This is a genomic window from Nonomuraea sp. NPDC049486, from assembly GCF_040676925.1.
GTDB classification, from domain to species: domain Bacteria; phylum Actinomycetota; class Actinomycetes; order Streptosporangiales; family Streptosporangiaceae; genus Nonomuraea; species Nonomuraea ferruginea.
In genome coordinates, this window is record NZ_JBFAPV010000007.1 from 295,684 (window position 1) to 321,525 (window position 25,842).

General features: G+C 71.5%; 22 protein-coding genes and 1 tRNA gene. 7 read left to right on the forward strand and 16 right to left on the reverse strand.

Annotated elements, in window-relative coordinates; all coding sequences use genetic code 11:
- The first annotated feature begins 4 nt into the window (after positions 1 to 4).
- Together AB0K05_RS22295 and AB0K05_RS22300 are read left to right on the forward strand one after the other, a co-directional pair.
- The gene (locus tag AB0K05_RS22295; protein WP_364231263.1) at positions 5 to 754 is read left to right on the forward strand and encodes an SDR family oxidoreductase; all 750 of its coding nucleotides are present in this window, start codon (positions 5 to 7) and stop codon (positions 752 to 754) included.
- Positions 755 to 854: 100 nt separating this feature from the next.
- The gene (locus AB0K05_RS22300; RefSeq protein ID WP_148029644.1) at positions 855 to 2,252 is read left to right on the forward strand and encodes a xylan 1,4-beta-xylosidase; all 1,398 of its coding nucleotides are present in this window, start codon (positions 855 to 857) and stop codon (positions 2,250 to 2,252) included.
- A 4-nt stretch (positions 2,253 to 2,256) separates the two neighbouring features.
- Here the strand turns inward: AB0K05_RS22300 and AB0K05_RS22305 are convergent, their stop codons facing one another.
- The 10 genes from AB0K05_RS22305 to AB0K05_RS22350 all read right to left on the reverse strand — a co-directional run bounded on the left by AB0K05_RS22305 (position 2,257) and on the right by AB0K05_RS22350 (position 15,823).
- Positions 2,257 to 5,745 carry a hypothetical protein gene (locus AB0K05_RS22305; protein WP_364231266.1) on the reverse strand — a complete coding sequence of 1,163 codons (3,489 nt, stop codon included), beginning with the start codon at positions 5,743 to 5,745 and terminating at the stop codon, positions 2,257 to 2,259.
- Positions 5,746 to 5,836: 91 nt separating this feature from the next.
- Positions 5,837 to 7,135 (reverse strand): hypothetical protein, encoded by a 1,299-nt coding sequence (locus AB0K05_RS22310; RefSeq protein WP_148029646.1) that lies wholly within the window; start codon positions 7,133 to 7,135, stop codon positions 5,837 to 5,839.
- Positions 7,136 to 7,148: 13 nt separating this feature from the next.
- Positions 7,149 to 7,952, reverse strand: coding sequence for a polysaccharide deacetylase family protein (locus AB0K05_RS22315; protein WP_148029647.1), 804 nt, complete (start codon positions 7,950 to 7,952; stop codon positions 7,149 to 7,151).
- Complete coding sequence (locus tag AB0K05_RS22320; RefSeq protein WP_219543811.1) at positions 7,949 to 8,890, reverse strand: glycosyltransferase family 2 protein; 942 nt, start codon at positions 8,888 to 8,890, stop codon at positions 7,949 to 7,951. Before AB0K05_RS22320 ends, AB0K05_RS22315 begins: the two co-directional genes overlap by 4 nt.
- Before the next feature lie 26 nt (positions 8,891 to 8,916).
- Positions 8,917 to 9,750, reverse strand: a complete 834-nt coding sequence (locus AB0K05_RS22325; protein ID WP_148029649.1) for a glycosyltransferase family 2 protein — start codon at positions 9,748 to 9,750, stop codon at positions 8,917 to 8,919.
- A gap of 156 nt (positions 9,751 to 9,906) precedes the next feature.
- Positions 9,907 to 11,031 carry a GNAT family N-acetyltransferase gene (locus AB0K05_RS22330; protein ID WP_148029650.1) on the reverse strand — a complete coding sequence of 375 codons (1,125 nt, stop codon included), beginning with the start codon at positions 11,029 to 11,031 and terminating at the stop codon, positions 9,907 to 9,909.
- On the reverse strand, positions 11,028 to 11,450 hold the full coding sequence (locus AB0K05_RS22335) for a hypothetical protein (RefSeq protein ID WP_246639421.1): 423 nt from the start codon (positions 11,448 to 11,450) through the stop codon (positions 11,028 to 11,030). Before AB0K05_RS22335 ends, AB0K05_RS22330 begins: the two co-directional genes overlap by 4 nt.
- A 193-nt stretch (positions 11,451 to 11,643) precedes the next feature.
- A complete protein-coding gene (locus AB0K05_RS22340) occupies positions 11,644 to 13,161 on the reverse strand; it encodes a sigma-70 family RNA polymerase sigma factor (protein WP_364231270.1) in 1,518 nt (505 codons plus the stop codon).
- A 123-nt stretch (positions 13,162 to 13,284) separates the two neighbouring features.
- Positions 13,285 to 14,964 carry a substrate-binding and VWA domain-containing protein gene (locus AB0K05_RS22345; RefSeq protein ID WP_261808348.1) on the reverse strand — a complete coding sequence of 560 codons (1,680 nt, stop codon included), beginning with the start codon at positions 14,962 to 14,964 and terminating at the stop codon, positions 13,285 to 13,287.
- A 253-nt stretch (positions 14,965 to 15,217) separates the two neighbouring features.
- Entirely contained in the window at positions 15,218 to 15,823 is a 606-nt protein-coding gene (locus AB0K05_RS22350) for a hypothetical protein (protein ID WP_219543813.1), read from the reverse strand.
- 167 nt (positions 15,824 to 15,990) lie between these two features.
- On the opposite strand from AB0K05_RS22350, the gene AB0K05_RS22355 reads away from it, so the two are divergent.
- Both AB0K05_RS22355 and AB0K05_RS22360 read left to right on the forward strand, forming a co-directional pair.
- Positions 15,991 to 16,773 (forward strand): DUF4184 family protein, encoded by a 783-nt coding sequence (locus AB0K05_RS22355; protein ID WP_364231272.1) that lies wholly within the window; start codon positions 15,991 to 15,993, stop codon positions 16,771 to 16,773.
- Positions 16,766 to 17,575, forward strand: a complete 810-nt coding sequence (locus AB0K05_RS22360) for an RNA methyltransferase (RefSeq protein WP_364231275.1) — start codon at positions 16,766 to 16,768, stop codon at positions 17,573 to 17,575. Before AB0K05_RS22355 ends, AB0K05_RS22360 begins: the two co-directional genes overlap by 8 nt.
- Positions 17,576 to 17,581: 6 nt before the next feature.
- Here the strand turns inward: AB0K05_RS22360 and AB0K05_RS22365 are convergent, their stop codons facing one another.
- Together AB0K05_RS22365 and selD are read right to left on the reverse strand one after the other, a co-directional pair.
- Positions 17,582 to 18,355, reverse strand: a complete 774-nt coding sequence (locus AB0K05_RS22365; RefSeq protein WP_148029655.1) for a neutral zinc metallopeptidase — start codon at positions 18,353 to 18,355, stop codon at positions 17,582 to 17,584.
- Between the two features lie 105 nt (positions 18,356 to 18,460).
- Positions 18,461 to 19,438 carry a selenide, water dikinase SelD gene (gene selD / locus AB0K05_RS22370; RefSeq protein ID WP_364231279.1) on the reverse strand — a complete coding sequence of 326 codons (978 nt, stop codon included), beginning with the start codon at positions 19,436 to 19,438 and terminating at the stop codon, positions 18,461 to 18,463.
- A gap of 47 nt (positions 19,439 to 19,485) precedes the next feature.
- Here selD and selA point away from each other — a divergent pair, with 47 nt between their 5' ends.
- From selA to AB0K05_RS22385, 3 genes are all read left to right on the forward strand, one after another.
- Positions 19,486 to 20,787, forward strand: coding sequence for an L-seryl-tRNA(Sec) selenium transferase (selA, locus tag AB0K05_RS22375; protein ID WP_271277644.1), 1,302 nt, complete (start codon positions 19,486 to 19,488; stop codon positions 20,785 to 20,787).
- Entirely contained in the window at positions 20,778 to 23,201 is a 2,424-nt protein-coding gene (locus AB0K05_RS22380; RefSeq protein WP_364231281.1) for a SelB C-terminal domain-containing protein, read from the forward strand. Before selA ends, AB0K05_RS22380 begins: the two co-directional genes overlap by 10 nt.
- Before the next feature lie 10 nt (positions 23,202 to 23,211).
- Positions 23,212 to 23,305, forward strand: a tRNA-Sec gene (locus AB0K05_RS22385).
- 8 nt (positions 23,306 to 23,313) lie between these two features.
- Here the strand turns inward: AB0K05_RS22385 and AB0K05_RS22390 are convergent.
- The 4 genes from AB0K05_RS22390 to AB0K05_RS22405 all read right to left on the reverse strand — a co-directional run bounded on the left by AB0K05_RS22390 (position 23,314) and on the right by AB0K05_RS22405 (position 25,811).
- Positions 23,314 to 24,372, reverse strand: a complete 1,059-nt coding sequence (locus AB0K05_RS22390; RefSeq protein WP_271277642.1) for a hypothetical protein — start codon at positions 24,370 to 24,372, stop codon at positions 23,314 to 23,316.
- The gene (locus AB0K05_RS22395; RefSeq protein WP_148029660.1) at positions 24,369 to 24,872 is read right to left on the reverse strand and encodes a SigE family RNA polymerase sigma factor; all 504 of its coding nucleotides are present in this window, start codon (positions 24,870 to 24,872) and stop codon (positions 24,369 to 24,371) included. The genes AB0K05_RS22390 and AB0K05_RS22395 overlap by 4 nt, the downstream gene beginning before the upstream one ends.
- 88 nt (positions 24,873 to 24,960) lie before the next feature.
- On the reverse strand, positions 24,961 to 25,341 hold the full coding sequence (locus tag AB0K05_RS22400) for a MauE/DoxX family redox-associated membrane protein (RefSeq protein ID WP_271277641.1): 381 nt from the start codon (positions 25,339 to 25,341) through the stop codon (positions 24,961 to 24,963).
- The gene (locus AB0K05_RS22405; protein ID WP_364231285.1) at positions 25,338 to 25,811 is read right to left on the reverse strand and encodes a hypothetical protein; all 474 of its coding nucleotides are present in this window, start codon (positions 25,809 to 25,811) and stop codon (positions 25,338 to 25,340) included. The genes AB0K05_RS22400 and AB0K05_RS22405 overlap by 4 nt, the downstream gene beginning before the upstream one ends.
- Positions 25,812 to 25,842 lie beyond the last annotated feature (31 nt).

Consider the following 25,842-nt stretch of genomic DNA (forward strand, 5'->3'; position numbering starts at 1 on the left):
CGTCATGAGCACTGTTGCACTGATCACCGGAGCGGCGAGCGGCATCGGCGCCGCGGTGGCCCGCCGCCTGTCGACGGGAGGCGCCAGGTGCGTCCTGGTCGACCTCGACGGCGACGGCGCCGAGCGGCTCGCCAAGGAGGTCGGCGGCGTCGCCCTGGCCGCCGACGTGCGCACCGAGGAGGCGTCCAGGCAGGCCGTCGAACTGGCCGAGAGCGCCTACGGCCGGCTCGACCTGGTCCACCTCAACGCCGGCATCTCCAGCGGCGTCGACCTGAACGCCTTCGACCTGGCCCAGTACCGCAGGACCGTCGGGGTGAACGTGGACGGCGTGGTCTTCGGCGTGACCGCCGCCCTGCCGTTGCTGCGGCGCTCCGGCGGCGGCGCCATCGTGGTCACCGCGTCGCTGGCGGGGCTGGTCGGCTACGACGGCGACCCGATCTACACGATGACCAAGCACGCCGTCGTGGGCCTCGTCCGCGCCCTCGCCCCGCCGCTGGCCAAGGAGCACATCCGCATCTCCGCCGTCTGCCCCGGCTTCACCGACACCCCGCTGGTGGCCCAGGCGCGCGAGCTGTTCATCAGCGCCGGGTTCCCCTTGCTGGAGGCCGACGAGGTCGCGGCCGCCGTGGAATCGGCTTTTTACGCCGACGACACCGGCAGCTTGCTCGTGGTGCAGCCGGGTAGGCAACCGGTGCCGTACCGTTATGCAGGGGTTCCTGGACCCGCGAGCGGCCAGCGGCCACCATCGTCCTGACCGTTCGCAAGCCACTCGCAACCCGGACGGTTACGGTGAACAAGGTCGAGGTCCTGGCGCTCGGCCTTGTTTGGAACGTTCGTGAAGGGGTGGGTTCAGGGTGATTCCGACGGACGGCAGGCATGCCCGCAAACGGTCGCCATGGCCGCTGGCCGTCGGGGCGGGGGTCGTCGCGGTCCTGCTGGTCGCGGGCATCCTGACCTACGCCGGCCTCCGCTCGGAGCCGGACGACGGGCCCACGAGTTACGTCGGCGGCGAGATCGCCTCATCCGCGCCCGCCGAGCCCGCGCCCGAGCTCGACCCGCCCCCGGCGGTGGACGACTGGCCGCGCTGGGGCATCACCCACACCCAATACAGCGCCGACAACGAGGACCGCGTGGCCCGGGAGGCGGCCAGGGGGATCCTCGGCCGGGTCCCGATGCTGCAGAACCAGCACATCATGGGCTGGGGCGCCGGCAACCCCGAGCCGAGCCCCGGCCAGTACAACTTCGTCGACCTCAACAGGCGGCTGAAGTTCATGGCGTCCTCGCGGTCCATCCCCGTGATCACGCTGTGCTGCGCGCCCGACTGGATGAAGGGCGGCCAGGCGGGCCGCACCGACTGGTCGAAGAACCACACGGTCGCGGTCAAGCCCGAACACTTCGACGACTACGCCAAGCTCGCTGCCCGGGTCGCCAAGCAGTATCCGACGGTCGAGTACTACATGGTGTGGAACGAGTTCAAGGGCTTCTGGAACGCCAGCACCAACCGGTGGGACGCCGAGGGCTACACCGAGCTCTACAACAAGGTCTACGACGCGCTCAAGAAGGTCAACCCGAAGATCAAGGTCGGCGGCCCCTACGTGCCGATCGAGAGCTCCAAGGCCGACAGGCCGTCCGAGCTGAAGGGCACGTACGGCAGCGTCGACCAGCGGGCGCTGGACGCGATCGAGTACTGGATCGAGCACAAGAAGGGCGCCGACTTCATCGTCGTCGACGGCGCCACCATGACCACCGACGGCGGCAACGTCCCCGACGACTTCGCGGCCACGGAGAAGTTCAGCGCGATCAGCACCTGGCTCAGGCAGAAGAGCGGCGACCTGCCGGTCTGGTGGGCCGAGTGGTACGTCGAGCCCGACGACTCCGGCTGGACCGAGGACAAGCGGACCGCCGTCCAGGCCACGGCCCTCATGGAGTTCGCCAAGAGCGGCGTCTCCACGGCTCTCTACTGGAACCCGCAGACCAGGGGCCGCGGCGAGTGCGCCGGCTGCCTGTGGCGGTCCGGCACCGGCGAGGAGATGCCCATGGCCGGCCTGCTCAGCGGCTTCACCAAGTGGTTCCCCGCCCACGCGCAGCTGGTGCAGGTCCAGTCCTCCGACAAGCGGATTCGCGTCCTGGCCCAGGAACGCCAGGTCGTCATGGTCAACACCGCCGACACCGCCGTGACCGCCACCGTCGACGGCAAGCAGGTCACGCTCCAGCCGTACGAGATCCAGTGGAGCGGCCGCGGCCCCGCCTGAACCGTCAGTTGAGGCCCGCGATGTAGACGAACCGCTCCACGATCACCCCGAGCGCCACCGCGAAGGCCGGGATGGCCACCGCCAGCATCCAGCGGCGGGCGCGTGGCGCCCGGCGGGGGCCGTTGAGCCTGATCACCTCGTAGCCGAACAGCGCGATCCAGGTCACGGCCAGCGCCCCGATGCCGACCGGCGTCCACGGCGAGGTGGGCTCCCCCTGCACCTTGTACGGGCGAGGATCGGGGATCTCCGTGCCGCGCACGAACTTGCCCCAGGTGTAGAGAGCGGCGTCGTCGTTGGAGAAGACCCTCTTCAGCTCCGGCGCGGCGTCCAGCGCGGCCCGGAACTTCTCGCCCCAGCCCTCAGGGAAGCCCTCGTTGAGCTGCAGGTAGCTGACCTGGCCGCGGCTGACCACCACGTAGGTGTTGCGCGGGCTCTCGGGGCCGGGCTTCAGGGAGTCGATCACCCCGGTGATGTTCGTCGGGTCCTTGAACACCTGCGCCTGGCCGGCGAAGTTGACCAGCTCGATGTCGCGCTCGCCCCACGGCAGCGTGGGCGTGACCTCCGGGCCCAGCTTCGGCACCAGGTAGACCACCCGGGCGCTCGGCTTGTCGTGCTCGTACACGTAGTGCATGGCCGCGACCTCGCCCGAGGTCACCCGCTCGAACTTCTCGTTGCCGTAGCGGGCGACCAGGAAGGCGCCCGCGAACGCCACCGCCATGCACGCGGCCAGCACCAGCGAGATCTTCCTCGTCAGGTCGGGGTTGAAGCGCACGTTCCGCTTGCGCAGCGGGACGGTCTCCTCGCGCACGTCGGCGCTGTCGGCCGGCATGTTGGGGAAGAACGCGTACGCGGCCAGCAGGCACGCGCCGGGCAGCGCGAACATGTAGATGCGCAGCCCCATCTCGCCGCCGTAGCTCTGCATCGCCAGTGCCAGCGCCGGCACGCAGAGCAGGATCAGCGCCGCCCGGTCGAACACGCCGCGGTGCAGCCGCCTGAACAGGCCCACCGCCGCCAGCGCCAGGATCACCACCAGGATGCCCAGCCGCGCCTGCAGCACCAGGGCGTGCAGCGCGTCGGTGCCCTCGATCCGGTCGCCCGTGTTGGTCTGCAGGTTGTCGAGCACCCGGCCGAGCCCGCCGAAGATCGTGTCGATCTGGCCGACCCAGAAGCCGACGGCCATGTAGCTGATCCAGGTCAGCACCACCAGGCCGAGGAAGAACGGCAGCCCCCACGTCAGCGAGGTCCGCTTGAACAGCAGGAACGCCGTCAGCACGCCGAGCATCATGAACGGCGTGATCTGGTGGGACGCCGTCGCGGCCACGAACAGGGCCAGCAGCAGCATGAGCATGAGCAGCTTGTCGGCCCGGAACATGCCGGTGTTGGCCAGCTCGCCCGGCGTCATCGCGTCCAGGCGGGCCAGCAGCCTGCGCAGCCCCTTCGGCGGGATCGGCTTGGTGCGCGGCTCCACCCGCCCGAACCAGCGCAGCAGGATCGCCACGAACACCAGATAGAGGGCGAACGTGAAGCCCTGCGGCGAGAAGTAGTCCTGCCCGATCCACTGGACCAGGATGAACAGCAGCGCCGCGAACCAGCGCGCCCGCGTGGTCGCCACCACCTGGCGCAGGATGAGCACGAACGGCAGCAGGTAGAGCAGGTTGGACAGCAGCGGCGACCAGTTGAGTATCGGCGTCAGGTCCTCGATCCCGGCGGCCTTCGTGACGAACGCGAACAGCGCGAAGAAGCCCGGCCAGCCCATGCGGGCGTCGATGTTGATGGCCGTCTCGCCGGTCCTGCCGATGAACTCCACGAAACCGGCATGGATGTACGCGGTCGGGAACCTGGGTTCCTCGGCCACCAGCGCGCCCACGCCGTGCAGGGCGAACGTGATGGCCGCGATCTGGAACAACAGCAGGAACTTGCGGTCGGTGCTCTGGGCGACCGTGACGAAGAACGACACGACCATGATGAGGATGGCCGCGAACGCGGTGACGGGCAGCGCCGAGATCAGGCCCAGGCCGTTGATCTCCTCGGGGTCGACACCCCAGTACGGGCCGGGCGGCGCCTTGACCGCCAGCACGTACATGACCAGACCTTCGAGCACCAGCAGCACGGGCAGCCACCTGGGCGCGCTGGCCAGCAACCTCGCCCAGCGCCCTCCCTGCTCGCCCGCGACGCCTGGCGTCGCGACAGGCTTCTGCCGCACCGCGGTCGCGGTTTGCGCGGCCGCCGCGCCCTGCTTGGAGGCCGCTGGAGCTTCCGCCGGGTCTTTTTGGAGACCCGCCGGACCCTGAGGTGCCGCTGGGTCTTTCTGGAGACCCGCCGGAGTCTGGGGTGCCGCGGGGTCCTTCTGGGGACCCGCCGGAGTTTGGGGTGCCGCCGGGTCCTTTTTGAGAGCTGCCGGGGTTTGGGCGGTCGCCGGGTCTTTCTGGAGAGCCGTCGAAGTACGGGGTGCCGCCGGGTCCTTTTGGAGAGCGATCGAGGTTTGGGTGGCCGTCGCGTCCTGTGGGGACGTGGTCTCCTGTCCGCCGTCTTCCGCCTTCGCGCCCGGCTGCCCGGGCTTGCCCTTGGCGGGCGCGGACGCCGCCGAGGCACCCGCCCCCGTGGTCTTGCCCCTGGGAGCGGTGGGCGCCGGCGAGCCCTTGGCGGCCGGTCGTGAGACTCCGCCGGTCGAGGGGGAGGTGAAGTCCGTGGTCGGCGGGGCCGTGGTTGCGCCGGGGTCCTTACTGGCCTGCTGCGCGGGGAACGGAGTCGTGCCGGAGACGTCCTCCGTGGGCTTGGCCGAAGGGCCGAACTTGAGCTTGGGCAGCGTGGCCGTCTCCGGCTCGGCGTCCCCTTGCCCAGATGCGGCAGCGGGGGCCGCCCCCTCAGCCTTCGGCTTGGCCGCATCGCCCACCGGCTTCTGACCCGAGCGGGCCTCTTCTGCCTCGGCTACGGCCTTCTTGCCCGGGCGGGCCTCCGTCTCGGGTGCGGCCTTCTTGCCCGAGCGGGTCTCTGCCTTTTCACCCAAGCGGGTCTCTGCCTCGGGTACGGACGTCTCGCCCGAGCGGGTCTTCTCCGTGTCGGGCACGGCCTTCTGGGCGGACCGGGTCTTCTCGGGTACGGGTTGCGCCTTGGAGGCGGTGGTGCCCTTGGACGCGGGTGGTGGGGCGGCCGCGGCAGCGGCCTCTTCGGCGGTCGGCGGGCGTCCGATGTGGACCGACGGCGGGCCGGGGATGCGGAAGGTCAGGGTCTGGCTGACGTCCTCGGAGTCCCGCTTCGCTCCGCGCTCGTCCTCGGCGGAGTCGCCTCCGGAGGAAGCCGCGGCACGCTCTCCGGCAGGCCGCTCGGCGTCGGCGGGGGGCTCTTCGGCCGCCTCTTCGTCGGACGGGCGGTCGTCGGCCGAGCCGTCGGTGGGCTGGTCCGCGTCGGCGGGCTTGGGCGTGTCGGCTCGGTCCTTGGCGGCATCGAGGTCCAGCCGCGGGATGATCCCCGTAGCCTCCGGATCGAAGGGCACCTCTGACTCCTCTCCCGTGTCCCCCCGTACGCCGGAAGAGCCGGTGAAACGCGCTGTCATACGATCGCCGTCCCGTTGCCTCACGTGACCATCATGGGGCCCCGGGCGACCCCTGAGCGACGCTGAGCAGCCTAGTGTCGGCAGGTCTGAGAATTTTACGTAGTTTTCCGAAGATCACCAATGCGATGAGACTCTGGCTGATCAGCATGCCGTACCCCACCGCTTCGACGCTCGCGAACGGGAACAGCACCGCGATCGAGGTCAGCACCAGCGCCGCGAGCCCGATCTGCAGGAACGCCAGCTTCCGTACCTCGCCCTGTGCGCGCAGCGCGCTCAGGTAGATCTCGATCAGCACGCGCGGCAGCACGGCCAGCGCCATGAGCCGCAACAGCAGCGTCCCCTCGGCGGCGAAGGAGTCACCGAAGATCTGCAGGATGAGCGGGGCGGCGGCGACGGCTACCACGATGATGGGCACGATGATCATTAAGGCCCTGCGCAGCGCGTTGCGGCAGTTGACCGCCAGCTGGGACCGGTCGAAGGACCCCTCCACGGTCAGCGACACGGCCATGTTCATGGCCAGCAGCTCGATCATGCAGCCCAGCGTGTGGGCCATCGAGAAGCGGCCGAACGTCGCCTCGCTCACCTGGGTGGCCACGGCCACCGGCACCAGGTAGACGATCGCCAGTACGGAGAGCGTGCCGGGGAAGTCGCCGGACAGGAACCTGCCGATCTCGCGCAGCCCTGGAGGGTGCGGGTGCCGCTCGGCGGTCTGCCGCATGTGCCGCGGCACCACCACCCCGAAGATCAGCCAGTTGATCGGGATCAGCGCGATCGCCGTCGGCACCATCCAGGAGACGAAGATCCCGCCGTCGGGCAGCGCCCCGGCGAGCGCGACCAGCAGCCCCATCTTCATCAGGCCGAACACGATGCTGTTGACCGGGACCCAGACGGCGTTGCGCAGCCCGGTCAGCACCACGTCCTGGAGCGTGAAGACGGCCCAGACCGCGACCGCGCCGAGGAAGAACAGCCCGGGGCCGAACCCGCCGAGCACGGCGTAGGTGTCGCCCCACAGGGGCAGCGTCAGCAGGAAGCCGATCGCGGCGGTCACGCCCGTGGCGGCGGCGATCCCGTAGCCGCGCAGGATGAGCCCCGGCGTGCTCCGGCCGCCGATCGGCAGGTAACGCGCCAGCGCCCCGACCAGGCCCAGCGCGGTCAGCGACGCGAACAGCCGCATCAGCGTGATGACCGCCTGGCCCCGGCCGAACTCCTCCTCGGAGAAGTAGTGGGCCGCCAGCAGCCAGTAGCCCATGCCGAGCACCGCGGTGATGCCGGTGTTGGCCATCAGCGCGTAGCCGTTGCGGAAGAGCGGGTTGCGGAGGTCGCTCAGCACCTTCCGCCAGAGGCTAGACATTGCCGCGAACCCGTTGCAGCCCGTATCGCGTCCTTCTGACGACGGCGTAGCCCTTGGTCAGGATGCGTTCGCGCAGGTAGATCAGGGGCACGGCGGTGCCCTCGACGGCCTTCTTGAACATGCTGATCGTGGTGTGGCGGGCGACGGTCAGGCGCGGGATGGCGAGCACGTCGTGGCCGTCGGCCGCGATCGTGTTGTTCACCGCGCAGGCGGCGAAGTAGCCGGCCTTGCGCACCTCGCGGCGGACCCGCGCGCTGGAGTAGCCGTAGGGATAGGCCATGGTCGCCACAGGAGTGCCGAGCTTGTCTTCGAGCAGGCCCTTGTTGCGGCGCAGCTCCTGGCGCAGCTCCTCGCCCGGGAGCTGGTCGAGCTGCGGGTGGCTGTGGCTGTGGCCGCCGATCTCGATGCCGGTCTGGGCGGCCTCGCGGGCCTGGGTCCAGCTCAGCATGTCGTCCAGCGGCCGGCCCGCGGCGTCCTTGCCCGCGTCGGCCACCCACCCGCTGGTCAGGAAGACCGTGGCGGGGAACGCGTGGCGCTCCAGCAGGGGCAGCGCCTTCGTGTGGAAGTCGGCGTAGCCGTCGTCGAACGTGAGCACGATCGGCTTGCCGGGCAGCTCGACGCCGTTGATCTTGTTGAGCCGGGCGACCAGGTCGCCCAGCGTCAACGGGGTGAAGCCGCTCTCCGCCAGGTAGGCGAGCTGCTCGTCCAGGTCGGAGGGGCGCACCGAGTGCGGTTTGGTCTCCTCGTTGGGCGAGTCGGTGACGGAGTGGTACATCAGGATCGGCACCCGGATCACGAGCGCACCCCCTTCAGCCGGATCGAGCCCACCAGGTAGCCCCAGGCGGTCCAGGCCAGCCCGACCACGATCGCGCCGGCCCGGCCCAGGCCGCCGAGGTCGCCTCTGAGCGCCTCGCCGAGACCGCGCAGCGCGCCCAGCGGCAGCGTCTTCATCGCGTGCGCCCGCTCGCTGGACAGCCCGTCCTGGGTGCCCACCTCCTGGGTCACCAGGGCCTTCGACAGGCCCTCCGCGTAGCAGCGGGAGCGGAAGTAGCCGAACGTCTCCCGCTGCCTTGACACCTTGTGCCCGATCGCCGCCGTGGGCTGGAAGAGCATGACCGAGCCCGGCTTCCGCTGACTCAGGCGGATGCAGAACTCGGTCTCCTCGCAGCCCAGCGGCCGGCTCTTGCGGCCCTGCACGCTCCGGCCGATGCCGCTGTGGAAGCCGCCCACCTCGGACACCGCCTCGCGCAGGAAGGCCGCGTTGCCTCCCATCACGTTGCGGATCGGCGCCTTCACCTGGGGCATGCCCCGGTAGCTGCAGCCGACCGTCCAGTCGAACTCGTGCGGGAACCAGCGCGGCCTCCGGCCTGAAGCCCAGATGGGTTCGGTGCGACCGCCCACGCCGACGACACCCGGATCCTGGAAGCCCTCCTCCAAAGCCTCCAGCCAGCCGGGATCGGCGACCGCGTCGTCGTCGAGGAACGCGACGATCTCACCGTTGGCGATGGCCACGCCGGTGTTCTTGCCGCCCGACAGGCCCTGCTCGTGCGAGTTCTCCACGACGATCGCGTGTGGATAGGCGCGCTTGAGTCTCAGGTGCAGGTCGGGGTTGTGGTCGACGACCAGGATCAGCTCGCGGGGCGGGCGCGTCTGGCGCTCCACCGACTCCACGGCCTCCCTGATGTCCTCCCACCGGTCCTCGGTGTAGACGCAGATGACGACAGACGTGTTCACGACGATTCCTTCAGGCGTTCGAGCGCTTACGCCACACCCCGGTCCGCGGCTGGGGCGGCGGCCGGCTCGGGCCTGGGCGGCGCGGGCTGGCGACGCCACTCACGCATGATCGTCCTGAGCACGCGCAGGCCGTCGCGTACCACGTGCAGGTTGCTCTCGCCGTGGATGCGGTCGCGCTCGTGGCTGGGCACCTCGTGCACCTTGAGCCCGCCCTTGGCGGCGCGGATGTTCATCAGCGTCTCGACCTCGAAGCCGTCGCAGTCGAGGTCGAGCACGTCGAGGTGACGCGACCAGAAGGCGTTGTAGCCGTAGCAGAGGTCGGTGTACTGGGTGCCGTACATCTTGTTGACGATGCCGGTGAGGACCCTGTTGCCGAAGCGGCGGCTGAAGGTCAGGTCGTCGCTGCCGCCTCCGGAGGCGTAGCGCGAGCCCTTCACGAAGTCGGCCCCGGTCATGAGGGCGCCCACGAACGAGATGATCTCGTGGCCGTCCGTCGAGCCGTCGGCGTCGATCATCACGATGATGTCGCCCGTGCAGGCGGCGAAGCCCTCCGCGAGGGCGTTGCCCTTGCCCTTCCCGGTCTGCGTGACGATCTTGACATTGGGCCGCAGGCGCCGTGCCACGGCCACCGTGTCGTCGACGGAGTTGCCGTCGACGAGCACGATCTCGTCGATCCACTGCGGCAGCGTGGCGAACACATGGGGCAGGTTCTCCGCCTCGTTCATCGCCGGAACTACCACACTCACTGTGGGTGAAATGGCCAAGTGGGGCGTGATCGGCGTGAATCGCTCAATAGGCGGCATCGAACGCAAGGGCATGACGTGGCTCTTGCCGTTGTGCTGGACGGTGTCGGAACTCATGGCGAAGTTGATCCTTCCGGGACCGGCCGCGGCGTGCCGGCGCCAGTGTTTCCCCGGTGCTGAGGGAACGCCTGACGAGACAGGTGGTGCATCGGCCGGTCCAGTGAGGTGCGGGTGGTGCTCGGGTTGTGCTGCTGAAGTGCTGACGGACCGCCACTAGGGCGCTCCCGGCACTTCCTTCGGTACTGCGTTCGGATCGTGCTGGACGGTACTGCGGACCCGCCCGAATCCTTTGAGGACTCGATCGGCTGCCTTATAGAGAGACGGCCGATCCAGCACGATAGTTCGGGCCTTGTTGAAAGGAGTTCGGCCGATCCAGTGGACGGCCGCCGCCGGCGTCGGCCTGGACACGCGCCCCTCGGCGACGTAGAGAGTGCCGCTCTTGAGCCAGTCCTTGTACTCCTTGCCGCCCTTGCCCATGTCGATGATGTGCAGGCCGCTCTTGGCCGCAGCCTCCGCCATCTGCATGTGGTGGACGATGCCGGGGGAGTATCGGGCGTATTCGGTGTCGTACGCGGGGAACCAGCCGACGAGCGTGGTGGCCGTCATCAGCCCGAAATGGCCGGCCACAGGCACGTCTCCCGCGTACAACATGGTGAGCACGCCGGAGAAGTCGGGCGACCTCGAGGCGTGCATCAGACCGGTCAGTTCGACGATCCACGGCTGGGCGAACCTGTCGACCCTGCCGGTGCGCCGGTACTGATCGGACTTCCAGGACAGGAGCGTGCGAAGCTCGGACTCGTCATCGGAGGCCCAGGCGAGCCGGAGCCCGCCGTGTTCCCTGCCGAGCTTGCGCTCCTTGTAGCGGACAGTCTTGAGATTCTTCGGGGAGTTGGCCTTGACCTGGTCGAGCCAGTTGTCGAAGCCGGTGGTGAAGTCCATGACCGGCGCCGGGCGGACGTCGCTCTCGTACGGGGCGAACGTCGGCTGGCCGGCGACCAGGTGGTCGAAGTCGTACACGGTGAGCCTGCACGCGCGCAGGAGCGCGCGGGCGTCGAGCTGCAGATCGGGAGCAGCGATCAAACCATGACAAGTAGTCAGGAATCCGCCGAGAGGCTTACCAATACCGAAATTGTGTCGCTCATAGGGAAAAAATCCGACAATACGGTCTTCGTTCTCAATAACGGCAACCCGTACATAATCCCGCAATTGATCCATGGCGAGCGCGAACTCCACCGACAGGAACGGATTGTCCAGACTCGGGTCGGCCTTCTGGAGCTCCCGCCATCGTGCCCGCTCGGGCCCGCCAAGCTCGCGCGGGCGCACGACGCTGATCTTCACCTTGCCCTGGCCCCCTGTTCGGTCTGCATGTTCTTCCCCCGGTACAACACGCGAAGCACGTACATGAACCCGCCGAGCACGGCGACCGTCGCCACGCCCGCCCGGGGTGACCACGCGTCGAACAGCAGCATGGCCTGGGCCAGCAGCACGTTGATCACGAGGCTCGCGGCGGCTCCTACCGATAGTGCGGCAAGCGGATCACGATCGCGCAACAGGCCGACGACCGCGGTGCCCGGCACGACCAGAAGGAAGAGGGAGATCAGGAACGGCCGCAGAGGCGTGTCGATGTCGAGCAGAGCGATGACCGCCCCCGCTATGCAGGCCAGCGAGAGCAGCCACGTGACCGCTCTGCGGTGCTGCTTGAGCATGCCGTCTCTCTCCCGGTTCTTCGCTTCGAGGTGCGCGGTTGATCGCTCCATGGCATCAATCCATGCGCGCGCGCGTCAACGCCGACGCGTGAGGACCACGTCAGGTTTACCGCAGGTCGCCACTTACCCATGTGGGATTGACCACATGGGTAGGAACCACCTCGGCCTGACACGTTCCCCAGCTACACCAGGATGCCCTATCTGCCACACACGTACCGACTTCGCGTCCGACTTATCGCATTTTTTAACGCGATGACGAACTGGCGGCTTCGGGCACCGGTGTGCCGGTCGGTCCGGCGCTCGCGGTGACGTCGTCGTCGGGCAGCCTGGTGGGGCCTGGCACGGCCGGGTCGTCCCAGCTCAGCGCGCAGGCCGAGCCGCCGCCGTTCGAGGTGATCGTCACCGTTCCGCTGCCCTCTGTGCCGGGATCCTCCACCGTGACCCAGACGACCGCCGTGCCGCCGGGCTTGATCGAGCCCGCGGCCGGGACCACGCCCAGTCCTTCCGACGCCGCGGCCTTCCAGGAGACAGTCCTGTTGCGGGCGCGCAACCCGATCGTGGCGGCGCCGGCCACCTCTTCCGGGCAGGTCGTGGTGAGCCTGGCGGGACGGGCGGCCCGCCGCCGGGTGGGGGTGCTGACGGCCGGGGGCCTGGTGGTCGCCAGGTCGGCGGCGGGCCGCCGCGTCGGCTTCGGCGACGGCGTGCGCTCGCGCCTGCTCTCGCTCGGGCTCGGGGTGGGGCCGGACTCCTCCTCGGTCTCGGCCGGCGGGCTCTCCGGCAGCACGTGTGCGGTGGGCGAGCCCTCGGGCCGCAGGTCCAGCGCGGTCTTGGCGCCCTCGTGGCCGGTCATGGCGACCAGCACGGCCGTGCCGGCCAGCAGCGCCGCGGCCGCCAGCAGCGCCGGCGCGAGCCCGCGCCGCCCGCGCCGCCGCGACCGGCCGGGCGGCACGGGGAAGCCGCCGCGGTCGAAGCCGTCGCCCCGGTCCAGGATCATCGTGCGGGTGTCGCCCAGCGCCGGGTCCGCGCACGTGCCGAGCACCCGCTCGCGCAGGGAGAACGGCGCGTACGCCACCGGGAGCATCTCCAGCAGCCGCACCGCGGACACCTGCGCGCGCCGCCGCTCGGTGCAGACCTCGCAGCCGCCGATGTGCGCGGCCAGCCGCCGGCGCAGCGGCGGCGTCAGCGGCCCCTCCCACGAGTCCACCAGCGCCGAGAGCTCGGGGCAGTGCGCCCGGCCGGTCCTGGCCAGCACCACCGCCGCGGCCGCGTTCTCCAGCAGGTCGCGCGACCGGCGCAGCCTGCTCGCCGCCTGCCGCGAGGTCAGCCCCAGCACCGAGCCGACCTCGGCGGGCGTGAGCCCGTGCCGCGTCGACAGCTCCAGGATCTCCCGCTCGCTCCTGCGCATCTCGCCCAGCGCGGCCCCGACGAGCTCGGCCAGCTCGTGGTCGTCGGGGTCGTCCAGCGGCGCCGCGGCCCCGCGATGGTGGCCGAGCCTGGCCATCGCCTGGAACCTGACCAGCGCGTACAGCCAGGCGCGTAACCTGGCCGGCTCGCGCAGCCGGTCGGCGCACCCCTGCGCGGTCACCACCGCGTCGTGCACCGCGTCGGCCGCGCGCCGGTCGCCCAGGAGCGAGGCGGCGTAGTCGTGCAGCCGGTCGCCGTACGCGTCGTACAGGCGCTCAGGCGCACCCGGATCGGCGCGCCGCAACGCCGCCACCAGTTCCAGATCGTGGGCGCGGTCGACCGCCGGCCATCCAGGCACCAGTACCTCCCCGCGGGTGACAAGGAATCCCCGGCGTAGAGGACGTCCCTGGTGCCCGGCGGGTTGCCAGGTCGTGCCCAAGTGGCTTAACCAGGTAAAACAGGGGTAGATGTGACGGTTGTGTCAGCCGTCGCAGTTGGGGGAGCAGAGGCGGCGTTCCATGCCCTGGAGGAAGAAGTCGCGCACCTGGAGCGGGTCCTTGGCGATGTAGGCCTCGCCGCCGGTGGCCCGCGCCACCGCGTCCATCTGCCGCTTGCCCGCCTGCGCCTCGGGGCCGAACGCGATCAGCAGGATGCTGACCGGCCGCTCCGGGTTGTAGGTCTCCTTCAGGAACCGCAGGATCTCCGCGTCGCTGACGCCGCCGTCGGGGTCGTCGTTCCCCGCGCCGTCGGTCAGGATCAGCAGCGTGTTGATCCTGTCTCGGGCGTACGTCTTGGTCATCTCGGTGTAGGCGGCCTTGATCGTGTCGTTCAGGCCGGTGTCGCCGGTGGCCTTGGCCTGGACCGAGGCGAGCTCCCTGGCCAGCGCGTCCTTGCGCAGCACGCCGTCGACGCTCTGGGTGAGCGGGCCGACGGAGACGACTTCCTTCCAGTCCTTGCCCTGGCCGTCGAGGTGGGTGGAGAACATCCACACGCCCATCTCGGAGTTCGCCGGGAACAGCGTCAGGCCCTCGGTGGCGATCTTGCTGATGGCCTGCATGCGGGTCAGGTTCGTGCCGGGGACCGGCAGCGCCATCGTGCCCGAGACGTCGAGCAGCGTGAGCAGGCGGGTGCCGAGGTTCAGCCTGGTCCAGGTCTGGCTGACGGTGGCGACCGTCTTGACGTCGGGCTCCGGCAGCGCCTTGGGGGCGGCGGGGACGAAGCCCTTGGCCTCCGACAGCGCCTCGCCCGCCGTGCCGTCGGGGCCGCGGAAGCCCTGCGCGCGCAGCACCTTGAGCGCGGACTCCTTGGCCAGCTCCTGGCGGAAGTCGGCCGCGGCCTTCTGCGTCGCCAGGTCCTTCGTGAGGACGGTGAGGGGATAGTCGAGGCTCAGCGTGCCCTCGGCCGGGTAGAGCGCGACCGCCGGCGTCTCCGGCTTCTTCGTGTTGTGCACGTGGATGGCCTGCTCGGAGCTGACGCCGATCGGCACCTTCCCGCCGGACTTGACCGTGAGGCTGGCGAGCAGCGCGGTCGAGTCGGCCGCGACCTGGCCCGACAGCTCCTTGAGCGCGCCCACCAGCGCCTTGCTCTGGCCCGCCTCCCTGGCCACGCCGGACGCGGCCATCAGGGCCGCCATCCCGGCCGAGCTCTTCTGCGGGTCGAGGGCGACCACGCGCACCTTCTTGCCGGGGCCGTCGGGGTCGGCCACGTTCGCCGCCGCCACCAGGCCGGACCAGCTCGGCTTCAGCGTGCCCTCCAGCTTGGCCGCCGCGGACGCGGCCGTCGCCAGCACGACGGGCGAGGAGGCGATCGAACCGGCGGGCTGGGGCACCTCGACCTGCTCCGACACGCGGCTGCTCAGCTGGCTCAGGATCAGGCTGGAGTCGGGCACCCAGATGTCACCGGCGAACTTGCCCGCGGCGACCGCGCTCGCGGCCTTCGCGGAGGTCTCCTTGGCCACCGTGACCTCGACGCACTTGCTGTCGATCGAGTGCAGGGCCTTGGTGTACGTGCCCGCGATCTTGTTCAGCGCCGGCTGGATGTCCGGGCTCGCCACCACCCGCAGCGGCAGCCTTCCGGCGGAGCAGTCGTGTTCGCGGGTGAAGATGACGAACGCCGCTACGCCGAGCAGCACCGCCAGCGCCACGGCTCCCGCGAGCGGCACCAGGACCCGTCCGCGTCCACGCGCCCGTCTGCGCGCGGAGCGGGAAGATGGGTCCTGGGCTCGGTAGCCGCCGTCGATGTCGTCTGTGCGGTGTCGCCCCACGGTGTCCCTCTTGGTGTTCTTGATCGCCTGGCTGAGCCTGACCTTCCGGAGACCCTGGCGGGTGGTACTCCTCGATACCCGGGGAACGATACTCGGTAGGCTTGCCGGGGCAAAACACCTCTTTTGGTGCAGTAATTACTCAGGGTCGTGTTCAGTGGCAGCACGTGTGACCACGCCACGCCCGTATCCCTTCGCGTACCGCGACTACGGCGAGGACCAGCGCCACGATCGGATCGACCCACCACAGGCCGAGGGTGTTGAACCAGAGCCCGGCGAGCACGCCCGCGGCCGTCAGACCGCAGATGATGTTCTGGGTGCCCTCGCCCGCGGTCGCCCCGGACGCCAGCCGCACCCCCAGCCGCCGCTTCAGCACGCCCAGCACCGGCATGCTGACCAGGCTCACCGACGTCACCACGATGCCGAGCAGGCTCACCTCCGCGCGGTGGCCGGCGTCCAAGTCGTGGCCCACATGCACGATCAGGTACGGGGCGAGCAGCCAGAAGCTCACCGCCACGGCCCGCCGCGCCCGGAGCTCGGCCGTCTCCGACAGCGTGCGCTCGCCGGTGAACCGCCACACCACGATCAGGCTGGCCAGCGCCTCCACCAGGGCCGACAGCCCCCACCCGATCAGCGCGACCGAGTGCGCGCCGAACCCGGCCGCCAGCCCCAGCGTGCTCTCCACGCCGAGCCAGACGAGCGTGACCAGGGAAAGGGACCGCGCGTTCCGCGCCGCGCGCAGCCATTCGGACGACGCCACAGGATGTGCATGAACTCGCTGGTCAGACACCTTGAACCCCCGCTTTCGCCGCCGACAGCGTCCGTGGCGACCTCATCACTGCTCGTGACCCTAGAGGGTGGAGGCGAGGGACGGCCGAACTTCGCGGGTAGTGTCGTGATCAAGGAGCGACTCGTACAGGGGGGCCGGTGCCGTTCACACCCAGCCACATGGCGCTCGTGCTGCCCCTCATCTCGTCGGCCCGCCTGCGCCGCCTCGCCGACCCGTGGGCGCTGGCGCTCGGCGCGATGGTGCCCGACCTGCCGATCTTCCTGCCGTTCCTGCCCGACTACAGCGACTGGCACTCCTGGCAGGGCGTGGTGACGGTGGACCTGGCGGCGATGCTCATCCTGCTGGTCCTCTTCCACGGCCTGCTCCGCGACCCGCTCCTGGCCCTGCTCCCGCCCGCGCTGGCGGGCCGCGCCGCCACGCTGCGCCCCGCCTGGCCGCAGCTCGCCCGCGGCTTTCCGGCCGTCGTGGCCGGCGGCCTGATCGGCTCGGCCAGCCACGTCGCCTGGGACTCCTTCACCCACTCCACCGGGCCGGGGGAGTGGGGCGCGTGGCTGGCGACCCCGGTGCTCGGCGTGCTGCCGCTGTTCCGGGTCCTGCAGTACACCTCGTCGGCGGTGGGGCTGGTGATCGTCGTGTGGTGGGCCTGGCGCGGCCTGTCCAGGATGGCGCCCGTGCCGGTGCCCGCCGACCTGCGCACCCCCTCGCGGACGCGCTGGACGGTCCTGGCCTGGAGCGCGGCGGGCGTCGTCGCCGGCGCGTTCGCCTGGCCCCGCCTGGACGAACCCAACCCGGTCTTCGGCCTGCCCGGGGTCATCACCAAGGTCGGCGCCGGCACCGTCGTGGGGTTCTGCCTCGTGCTGCTCTGCTACGCGGCCGTCTGGCAGGTCAGACGGCTCATGGCAGTATCGGAACGTGCTTGAGTACGTCACGGACGCCGCCGATCCCCGCCTGACCGACTTCACCAGACTGCGCGACGTCGAGCTGCGCAAGAGCCTGGAGGCCGAGCGCGGCCTGTTCATGGCCGAGGGCGAGAAGGTGATCAGGCGCGCCGTCGGCGCGGGCTACCCGATCCGCTCCGTCCTCACCACCCGCCGCTGGCTCCAGCCGCTCGCCGACGTCCTCGGCGACGCCACCGTGTACGTGGTCAGCGACGAGATCATGACCGCCACCGCCGGCTTCCAGGTCCACCGGGGCGCCCTCGCCTCGATGGCCCGCCTCCCGCTGCCGTCCACCGCCTCGGTCATGGAGTCGGCCGACCGCCTCGTCGTCCTGGAGGACATCGTCGACCACGCCAACGTCGGCGCCGTCTTCCGCTGCGCCGCCGCACTCGGCGTCGGCGGCGTCATCCTGTCTCCCCGCTGCGCGGATCCGCTCTACCGGCGCGCGGTGAAGGTCTCGATGGGGGCGGTGTTCTCGATCCCGTACGCCCGGATGGACAACTGGTACACCGGCCTGGACGAGCTGCGCGCGGCCGGCTTCCAGACCCTGGCGCTGACCCCCGACCAGTCGGCCACCCCGCTCGACGAGGTCAAGCTGGGTGACCGGGTGGCGTTGCTGCTCGGCGCCGAGGGCGACGGCCTGTCGTCGCGGTGGCTGCACGAGGCGGACGAGCCGGTCTGCATCCCGATGAGCCCGGCGGCCATGGACGCGGGCGTGGACTCGCTGAACGTGGTCGCCGCCGCCGCCATCGCCTGTCACGGCCTCATGCGCGGCCGACGGTGACGCCGGTCAGGAGACCTTGGAGGACGACGCCGCCCAGGTGTTGCAGGACTTGGGGTCACCGGTGGCGAAGCCCTGCTTGATCCAGGCACGCACGTTGGCCGTCTTCCCGACCCAGCGCTCCGAGCCGGTGTCGCCCTGGACCAGGCTCAGCAGCTCGCGATAGTCACGCGACGTCCTGCCCTTGAGCGGCCACACGCTCTTCAGGAAAGCCCCGCCGAGGCAGTCGGTCTGCAGGCTGACGCGGCGCGACTGCTCCCGCAGCTCCGTCTTGTTGTCGTAGGGCTCGTCGTTGTAGGCGTCGGTGATGCCGGTGAGCTTCTGGACGTGGTAGCCGTACATGCCGGCCGTGTAGTTGAAGAGCCACAGGTCGTCCGGATCCTCGACCCAGGTCTTGCCCACCTGGACGGCGAGCGTCTCGGTCTTCTCGCAGTACCAGGCCTGCGAGTCGTCCTTGTCCACGTCCAGGCCGCAGTACTTCTTCGGGATCCGGTTGAAGTGCTTGACGCGCATCTTGCCGAAGTCCACCCCGGCCTTCGTCAGGTGCGCGCCCCAGGTCTTGTTGAGGCAGGCGACGACGGCGTCGATATAGGCCCGGGCCTGCTTCTTGTCGCCTGTCCTGATGCGCTTCTCCGCGCACTTCGTACGGGGGAGAGGCCCGGTGGCGTAGAGGTCGTTCTTGGTGAGCTCGGGGCTGTTGATCGGGTCCATGGCGGCGTTGGCCGCGGTGCCGGACAGCGGAAGGGTGATGGTCGCCAGCGCGGCGATCATGAGGGTTTTCACATGGCGGGACCATAGGGGGGAAGGCGACTTCGGGCAACCGCAATAGGTGAAAAGCGATATTTCCGGAATTTTCGGCGTATAACGCTGCTAGAAAGGCCCGCCTGCTTATCGGATGACGATGGCGTGGTCGCCGCGCGGCACCAGTTCGCCGATGACCGGGGCGCCCGGGATCTCGCCGGCGATCAGCAGGCCGCCCGAGGTCTGGGCGTCCGCGAGCAGGAGCATCGTCTCCTCGTCCGCGCCGCCCGGGTCGACGTGGCCGGCGACCCAGTCCAGGTTGCGGCGGGAACCGCCCGGCACGTACCCCTCGCGCAGGCTCCGGCGGACGTCGTCCAGGATCGGCACCGCGGCCGCGTCCACCACCGCCGTCACCCCCGAGGCGCGGGCGAGCTTGAACAGGTGACCCAGGAGCCCGAACCCGGTCACGTCGGTGGCGCAGCGCACCCCGGCCTCCAGCGCCGCCCGGCTCGCCGCCGCGTTGAGCGCGGTCATGGTGGCGACGGCGTGCGGGAACACCTCGCCCGTCGCCTTGTGCCGGTTGTTGAGCACGCCCAGGCCGAGCGGCTTGGTGAGCGACAGCGGCACGCCCGCGACCCCGGCGTCGTTGCGCATCAGCCGGTCCGGGTCAGCCAGCCCCGTCACCGCCATGCCGTACTTGGGCTCGACGTCGACCACGCTGTGACCTCCGGCGACGTGGCAGCCGGCGTCCGCCGCGACCTCCGCGGCCCCGCGCAGCACCTCGCGGGCGAGCTCGTATGGGAGAGTCTCGCGGGGCCAGCACAGCAGGTTGATCGCCATCAACGGGCGCCCGCCCATGGCGTAGACGTCCGAGAGCGCGTTGGCCGCCGCGATCCGTCCCCAGTCGAACGGGTCGTCCACCACCGGCGTGAAGAAGTCGGCGGTGCTCACGATCGCCGTCCCGCCCTCGATCCTGACGACCGCCGCGTCGTCACCGCTGTCGAGGCCGACCACGAGATCAGCGCCCTGCGGCCGGGCCAGGCCGGCCAGCACGTCCTCCAGCTCTCCGGGAGGGATCTTGCACGCGCAGCCGCCGCCCTGGGCGTATTGGGTAAGCCTCATCATGATCACATCATTGCGCGGATCGCGGGTTTCCGGTATGGCAGATGACCATGACCGATCAACGGCGCCGGATTCCCCGCACGGACGCGGTCCTGGCGGATCCCCGCCTGGCCGAGCTCACCCCCGTCTTCGGCAGGAGCCGGGTGAAGGCCGCGGTCACCGCGGCGCAGCGCCGGGCACGTGATGGCGAGATCGACCCCGAACTGGTGGCCGAGACCGCGCTGGCGTCGCTGTCGGACGCCGGGCCGCGCCGCGTGATCAACGCCACGGGGGTGGTCGTGCACACCAACCTGGGCCGGGCGCCACTGTCCGGACCGGCGCTGGAGGCCGTGCGGGTGGCGGCCGGATCCACCGACGTGGAGCTCGACCTGGTCACCGGACGCAGGGGACGGCGCGGGCGCGGCGCCCTGGCGGCCCTGGCCCAGGCCGTCCCGGCGGCGGAGGCGGTGCACGTCGTCAACAACAACGCGGCCGCCCTCGTCCTCGCGGCGACCGCGCTCGCGTACGGGAAGGAGATCGTCATCAGCCGGGGCGAGCTGGTCGAGATCGGCGCCGGGTTCCGGCTGCCCGAGCTGCTGGAGTCCACCGGCGCCCGGCTGCGGGAGGTCGGCACCACGAACCGCACCACCGTCGCCGACTACGGGGCGGCGATCGGCCCCGCGACCGGGTTCGTGCTGAAGGTCCACCCGTCCAACTACCGCGTCGAGGGCTTCGCGGGGACGCCCGGCGTGGGCGAGCTTGCGGGGCTGGGCGTCCCGGTCGTCGGCGACATCGGCTCGGGGCTGCTGCGCCCGGAGCCCGCGCTGCCGGCCGAGCCGGACGCGGCCACCTGGCTGGAGCAGGGCGCCGACCTGGTGACGGCCAGCGGCGACAAGCTGCTCGGCGGCCCCCAGTGCGGGCTCCTGCTCGGCCGGACCGGCCTGGTCGAACGGCTCCGCACCCACCCCCTGGCCCGCGCGCTGCGCGTCGACAAGCTCACCCTCGCCGCCCTGGAGGCCACGCTCACGCACGCCGCCAACCCGACCCGCGCCGCGCTCCTCGCGGACCTGCCCACGCTGCGCCGCCGCGCGGACGAGCTCCTGCTCCTGCTGCACGCGGACGGGGTCAAGGCCGACGTCGTGGACACCGTGGCGGCGGTCGGCGGAGGGGGCGCGCCGGGGGTGGAGCTGCCCAGCGTGGCCGTCACCGTACCGCTCGCGCTCGCCGGCCCGCTGCGGACCGGGACCCCCGCCGTGGTCGGCCGGGCCGCCGCGGACCGCTACCTGCTGGACCTGCGCGCCGTCGCCCCGGACGACGACGGGGACCTCGCGGCGGCGGTGGCGGCCGCCTGGGAGGCGGCGGCATGCGCGTGATCGCCACCGCCGGGCACGTCGACCACGGCAAGTCGACCCTGCTCCGGGCGCTGACCGGGATGGAGCCCGACCGGTGGGAGGAGGAACGCCGCCGCGGCCTCACCCTGGACCTCGGCTTCGTCTGGACCGACGGGCTGGCCTTCGTCGACGTGCCCGGCCACGAACGGTTCATCGGCAACATGCTGTCCGGGGTCGGCCCCGCGCCGGCCGTGCTGTTCGTGGTCGCCGCCGACGACGGCTGGGCCGTGCAGTCGGAGGAGCACCTGCGGATCGTCGACGCGCTCGGCATCACCACCGGGGTTCTCGCGGTCACCCGCGCCGACCTCGCGGACCCGGGTCCTGTCCTGGCCGCCTGCCGGGAACGGCTGCGCGGCACCGGCCTCGACGGGATCCCGGCGGTCGCCGTGAGCGCCGTCCGCGGCGACGGGCTGGCCGAGCTGAGAGCGGCGCTGTCCGCCCTTCCCGAGCCCGAGCCGTCCCCGGACGCCGACGTCCGCCTCTGGATCGACCGGGTGTTCACCGTCGAGGGCCGCGGCACCGTCGTGACCGGGACGCTCGGCGCGGGCACGATCCGTACCGGCGACCGGCTGATGGCCGGCCGCGAGCCCGTCCGCGTCCGCGGCCTGCACAGCCTCGGCACGGCCCGCGACGAGGTCCGCGGCCCGGCCCGGGTCGCGGTCAACCTGCGCGGCGCGGCCACCCCCCGCCGCGGCGACGCCCTCCTCACCCCGGACCGTTGGCTGGAGGTCACCCAGGCCGACGTCCGGCTCTCACCCGCGACCGACGTCCCCCACCACGCCATCTGGCACATCGGCACAACGGCCACCCCCGCCCGCATCCGCCCCCTGACAGCCCTCTCCCCCCGAACCGTCCGTAACCACCCACCCGGAGCGTCCGCCCACGACCTTCAGGACTCGCCGGGAGCGTCCGTCGGCGACGTTCAGGATCACCCGTATGGAGGAGCCGCCCACGACCTCCGGGATCGCCCGTCTGGGGGAGTCGCCCGCGACCTTCAGGGTCATCCGCCGGGAGTGTCCGCTCGGGACCTCCAGGATCACCCGTCGGGAGTGGCCGCTCGCGACCTTCAGGGCCATCCGCCGGGATTGGTCGCTCGGGACCTCCAGGATCACCCGTCGGGAGTGGCCGCTCGCGACCTTCAGGGCCATCCGCCGGGATTGGTCGCTCGCGACCTCCGGGATCATTCGCGGGGAGTGTCTGCTGGTGACCTCCGGGATCACCCGCCTGCAGCGTCCGCCCGCGACCTTCAGGATCGCCCGCCGGGAGTGGCCGCTCGCGACCTCCGGGATCATTCGCGGGGAGTGTCTGCTGGCGACCTCCGGGACCATCCGCCTGGAACATCCGCCCGCGACCTTCAGGACTCGCCGGGAGTGGCCGCTCGCGACCTCCGGGACCGCTCGCCTGGAGACCTCGGGCTCGGCGCGGGGAATCGGCTGCTTGCCGACGGCGCGGGGGGCCGTTCGTTCGGGGGTGACGCGGTGCATGTCACGCTCGATCGTGCGTACGGCGGGGAATCGGTGCTCGATCGTGCGTATGGCGGGGACACTGTGCGGGTCACGTTGGAGAGGCCGCTTCCGCTGCGTATCGGTGATCGGGCGTTGCTGCGCGATCCCGGCAGCCGCAGGGTCTGGGGGGTGACCGTACTCGACGTCCGGCCGCCCGCGCTGCGTCGCAGGGGTGCGGCGAGGCGGCGGGCGGAGGAGCTGGCCGCCCTGGACGGCGTTCCCGACGGAGAGGCGGAGCTGCGGCGGCGGGGGATCGCCAGGCTGGACGAGCTGGCCGCCATGGGCGCGCCGGCGACCGCCGAGCCCGTCGCCGGCGCGTGGGTCGCCGATCCCGAGCACTGGGAGTCGCTCAGGGCCCGGCTGGTCGAGGTCGTGACCGCGCACGCCGAGGCCAGCCCGCACGATCCCGGGATGTCGGCCGAGGAGGTCAGGCAGGCGCTGGGCCTGCCCGACCGGTCGCTCGTGGACGCGCTCGCCGAGCGGACGCCGCTCGGCCGCTCCCGGGGACGGCTGACCGCCGCGCCGCCGGAGCTCGCGCCCGGCGTCGAGCGGTTGCGCAGCGACTGGGCCGCCGCGCCGTTCGCCGCCCCCGACGCCGCCAGGCTGGCCGAGCTCGGTCTCGACGGCCGCGATCTGGCCGCGGCGGAGGCCGCCGGACACCTGGTACGGCTCGCGCCCGGCGTCGTCCTGCCCCCGGGCGCACCCGAAAGGGCGCTCACCGTGCTGTCCGGCCTGGCCCAGCCGTTCACCGCCGCCGACGCGCGCAAGGCGCTGGGCACGTCCCGCCGGGTGGTCATCCCGCTGCTCGAACACTTGGACAGGACCGGCGCGACGCGCAGGGCCGAGGACGGCTCGCGCCGGATCGCCGGAACGGGCCGCCCGGAGCGCTAAGATCGCGAGCGGAGGCGTCCAGGTGCCTGGTGGCCCTCCCGGTCTTCAAAACCGGTGGCGCCGAGCATCTCGGCGCGGCGGGTTCGATTCCCGTCCGCCTCCGCTCAACAAGTCAGTGCCGGGCCAGGCCCGGGATCGCCGGCTCCGCCTCGCCCGGCAGGTCGCGCAGGACATGCCCGTCGGTGGTCAGCAGCCGCAGGCGTCCCCGCTGGTCGGCCGGTGGCTGGACGACCGCGTACCCGTCCCTCGTGGGCCCGAGGGCGTACTGCCCGTCCGGCAGCGGCGTGCGCTCGACGAGCGTGCCGCGCGGATCGAACCGCAGCACGGCGACGCTGTCGCCGGTGTACTCCAGCACGAAGATCCGCTCCCCGCTGACCTGGACGGACAGCCCGTGGTCGGCGTCGGACAGCACCCCGGACCCGGTCGCCGAGAGCGTGCGGGCCGTCCCGCCCACCCGCAGCCGCACCCGCTCGCGCGCGCCGTCGCCGTCCTGCCCGAGCGCCAGGAGGACGAGCTCGCCCGACGGGAGCACGCCGACCGGCTCGTACCCCTCCGGCGGGGTCAGCGGCTCCGCCCGCCCGTCATCGAGACGCACGTCGGTGTACGCGTGCACGTCCCCGCTCGCGTGGTAGCCGAGGATCAGCCTGCGGGAGTCGGCCGACCACGCCCACGGGCTGTAGGCGCTGTCGGCCCGGCCGTCACCGGGCACGGGGACCCGATGCGCGGTGCCGCCCAGCAGGTCCCTGAGCTCGTAGCCGTCCGGCGTGGGCAGGCCCAGCCAGCGGCCGTCGGGGGACAGCGTGATGTTGCCCTGCGGGTGCACGGTCCGCGCGCCGAGCCCGTAGGTCCGGCCGTCCTCCAGGGTGAGCAGCGTGGGGCAGGAGCTCCGGCACGGCGCGTACACGACCGCGCCGCGGCCCACCGGACCGCTCGAAGGCAGGGACGGGTACCCCGCGCTCGTGGAGACCGCCGGCACCGCCGTGATGGTCTCGGCGGAGCGGGTGAGGTTCTGTAGCAGCCCGAACCCTCCGGCCACGAGCAGGGCCGCCGCCGCCGCGCCGGTCACGGCCCGTACGGTCCTGCGGCGGCGCAGGACGCGCAGGGCGAGGTCCGCGTCCGCGTAGTCGCGCGCGTCGGCTCCTAGCCGGTGGTACGTGTCGCGGAGGTTCATGGGCACACCCTCTCCAGCAGTCGCGGCGCCACCCGGCGCAGGCGGTTGAGCGCGTCGTGCGCGTGCCGCTTGACCGTCCCGACCGAGCAGCCCAGCTGCGCGGCGACCGCCGACTCCGGGAGGTCCTCGTAGAACCGCAGGTAGAGCACGATCCGCTGCTTGGCCGTGAGCACGCCGAGCGCGCGCCCTAACATGATCTTCAGGTCGGCCTGCGTGGACTGGTCGTGGTGCGGCCCGGAGTCCGGCAGGTCGGCGGTCGGGACGATGGTGAGCCGACGAGGGCGGCGCCAGGTGCGCAGCTGGTTGAGCATCATCGTGCGCACGTACGCCTCGGGATCGGCCGCGGCGGAGACCCTGCGCCACCGGGTGGCGGCCTTGACCAGCGTCTCCTGCAGCAGGTCCTCCGCCTGGCCGTGGTCGCCGGTGAGCAGGAACGCCGTCCTGGACAGGGCGTGGCCACGCGCGGCCACGAAGTCGCGGAAACCCTCGGTGTCGATCAATCGGCCCAGCCCTTCAGTCCTGCGGCGTCATAGGAGAGGACTCTCCGCACCCCGCCGGAGGTTGAGGCCGTTCGCGAGATCGTGCCAGTCAGGCCGGGACGGCGAGCAGCAGCAGGCCCAGGGCCAGCACCGCCGCGGCCCTGGCCCAGGTGCGCCAGGACACCGGCTCGCGGACGCCGAAGCACTGGCAGGCCGCCGGCCCGCCCGCGGCGACCAGGTACGTCTGCGCCGCGGTGAAGCCGGCCCCCAGCACCGTCGCCGCCACCCCCGCCACCAGGCCAGGGGCGGGGGAGAACAGCAACGCGGCCGTGCCCGCCTCCACGGCCACGACCGCGCCCGCGGCGGCCGTGCCCACCGCGCCCCGCAGCCCGAACGCGCCGAGGCTGTCGCGGAAGCCGCGCGGATCCCGCAGCTTGCCCGCGACGGCCAGGACGAGCACCAGCCCCAGCGCGTACCGGACGACGATCACGCGATCACCATCAGGGCCAGCATCGGGATCACCAGGACCACGAACAGCGGCCGGAGCCTCGGCAGCTCGAAGGAGAAGGCCTTGTCCGCGCTGTTCTTGCTGCGCGCGGCCACGAACGTCAGCAGCATCACGGCCCTGCCGAGCGCGAACCCGGCGCCGGCCAGGAGCGCCTGCTGCCAGGAGGCGAGGAACACGATGGAGATCGCCATGATGTGCGGCAGCGCCGTAGGCGAGTACGTGCGCATGCCCGTGCCCATCTCCATGCCGAACTGCACCGAGCCCCAGAACGGGATCCTGGTGACGAACTGCGGGACGAGCCGCGCGTTCTGCAGGATCGGGAACCGGAGCACGCCGATCTCCTGCAGCAGCAGGACCATCGCCGCGACGACGACCACCACCCGCGCCACGGCGGGCGGGAACGGCACGCGCAGGAGCGAGCCGACCACCACGAAGGCGAACGCAGTGCCCATCGCACCCAAGAAAAGACCGAGGACGAACCCC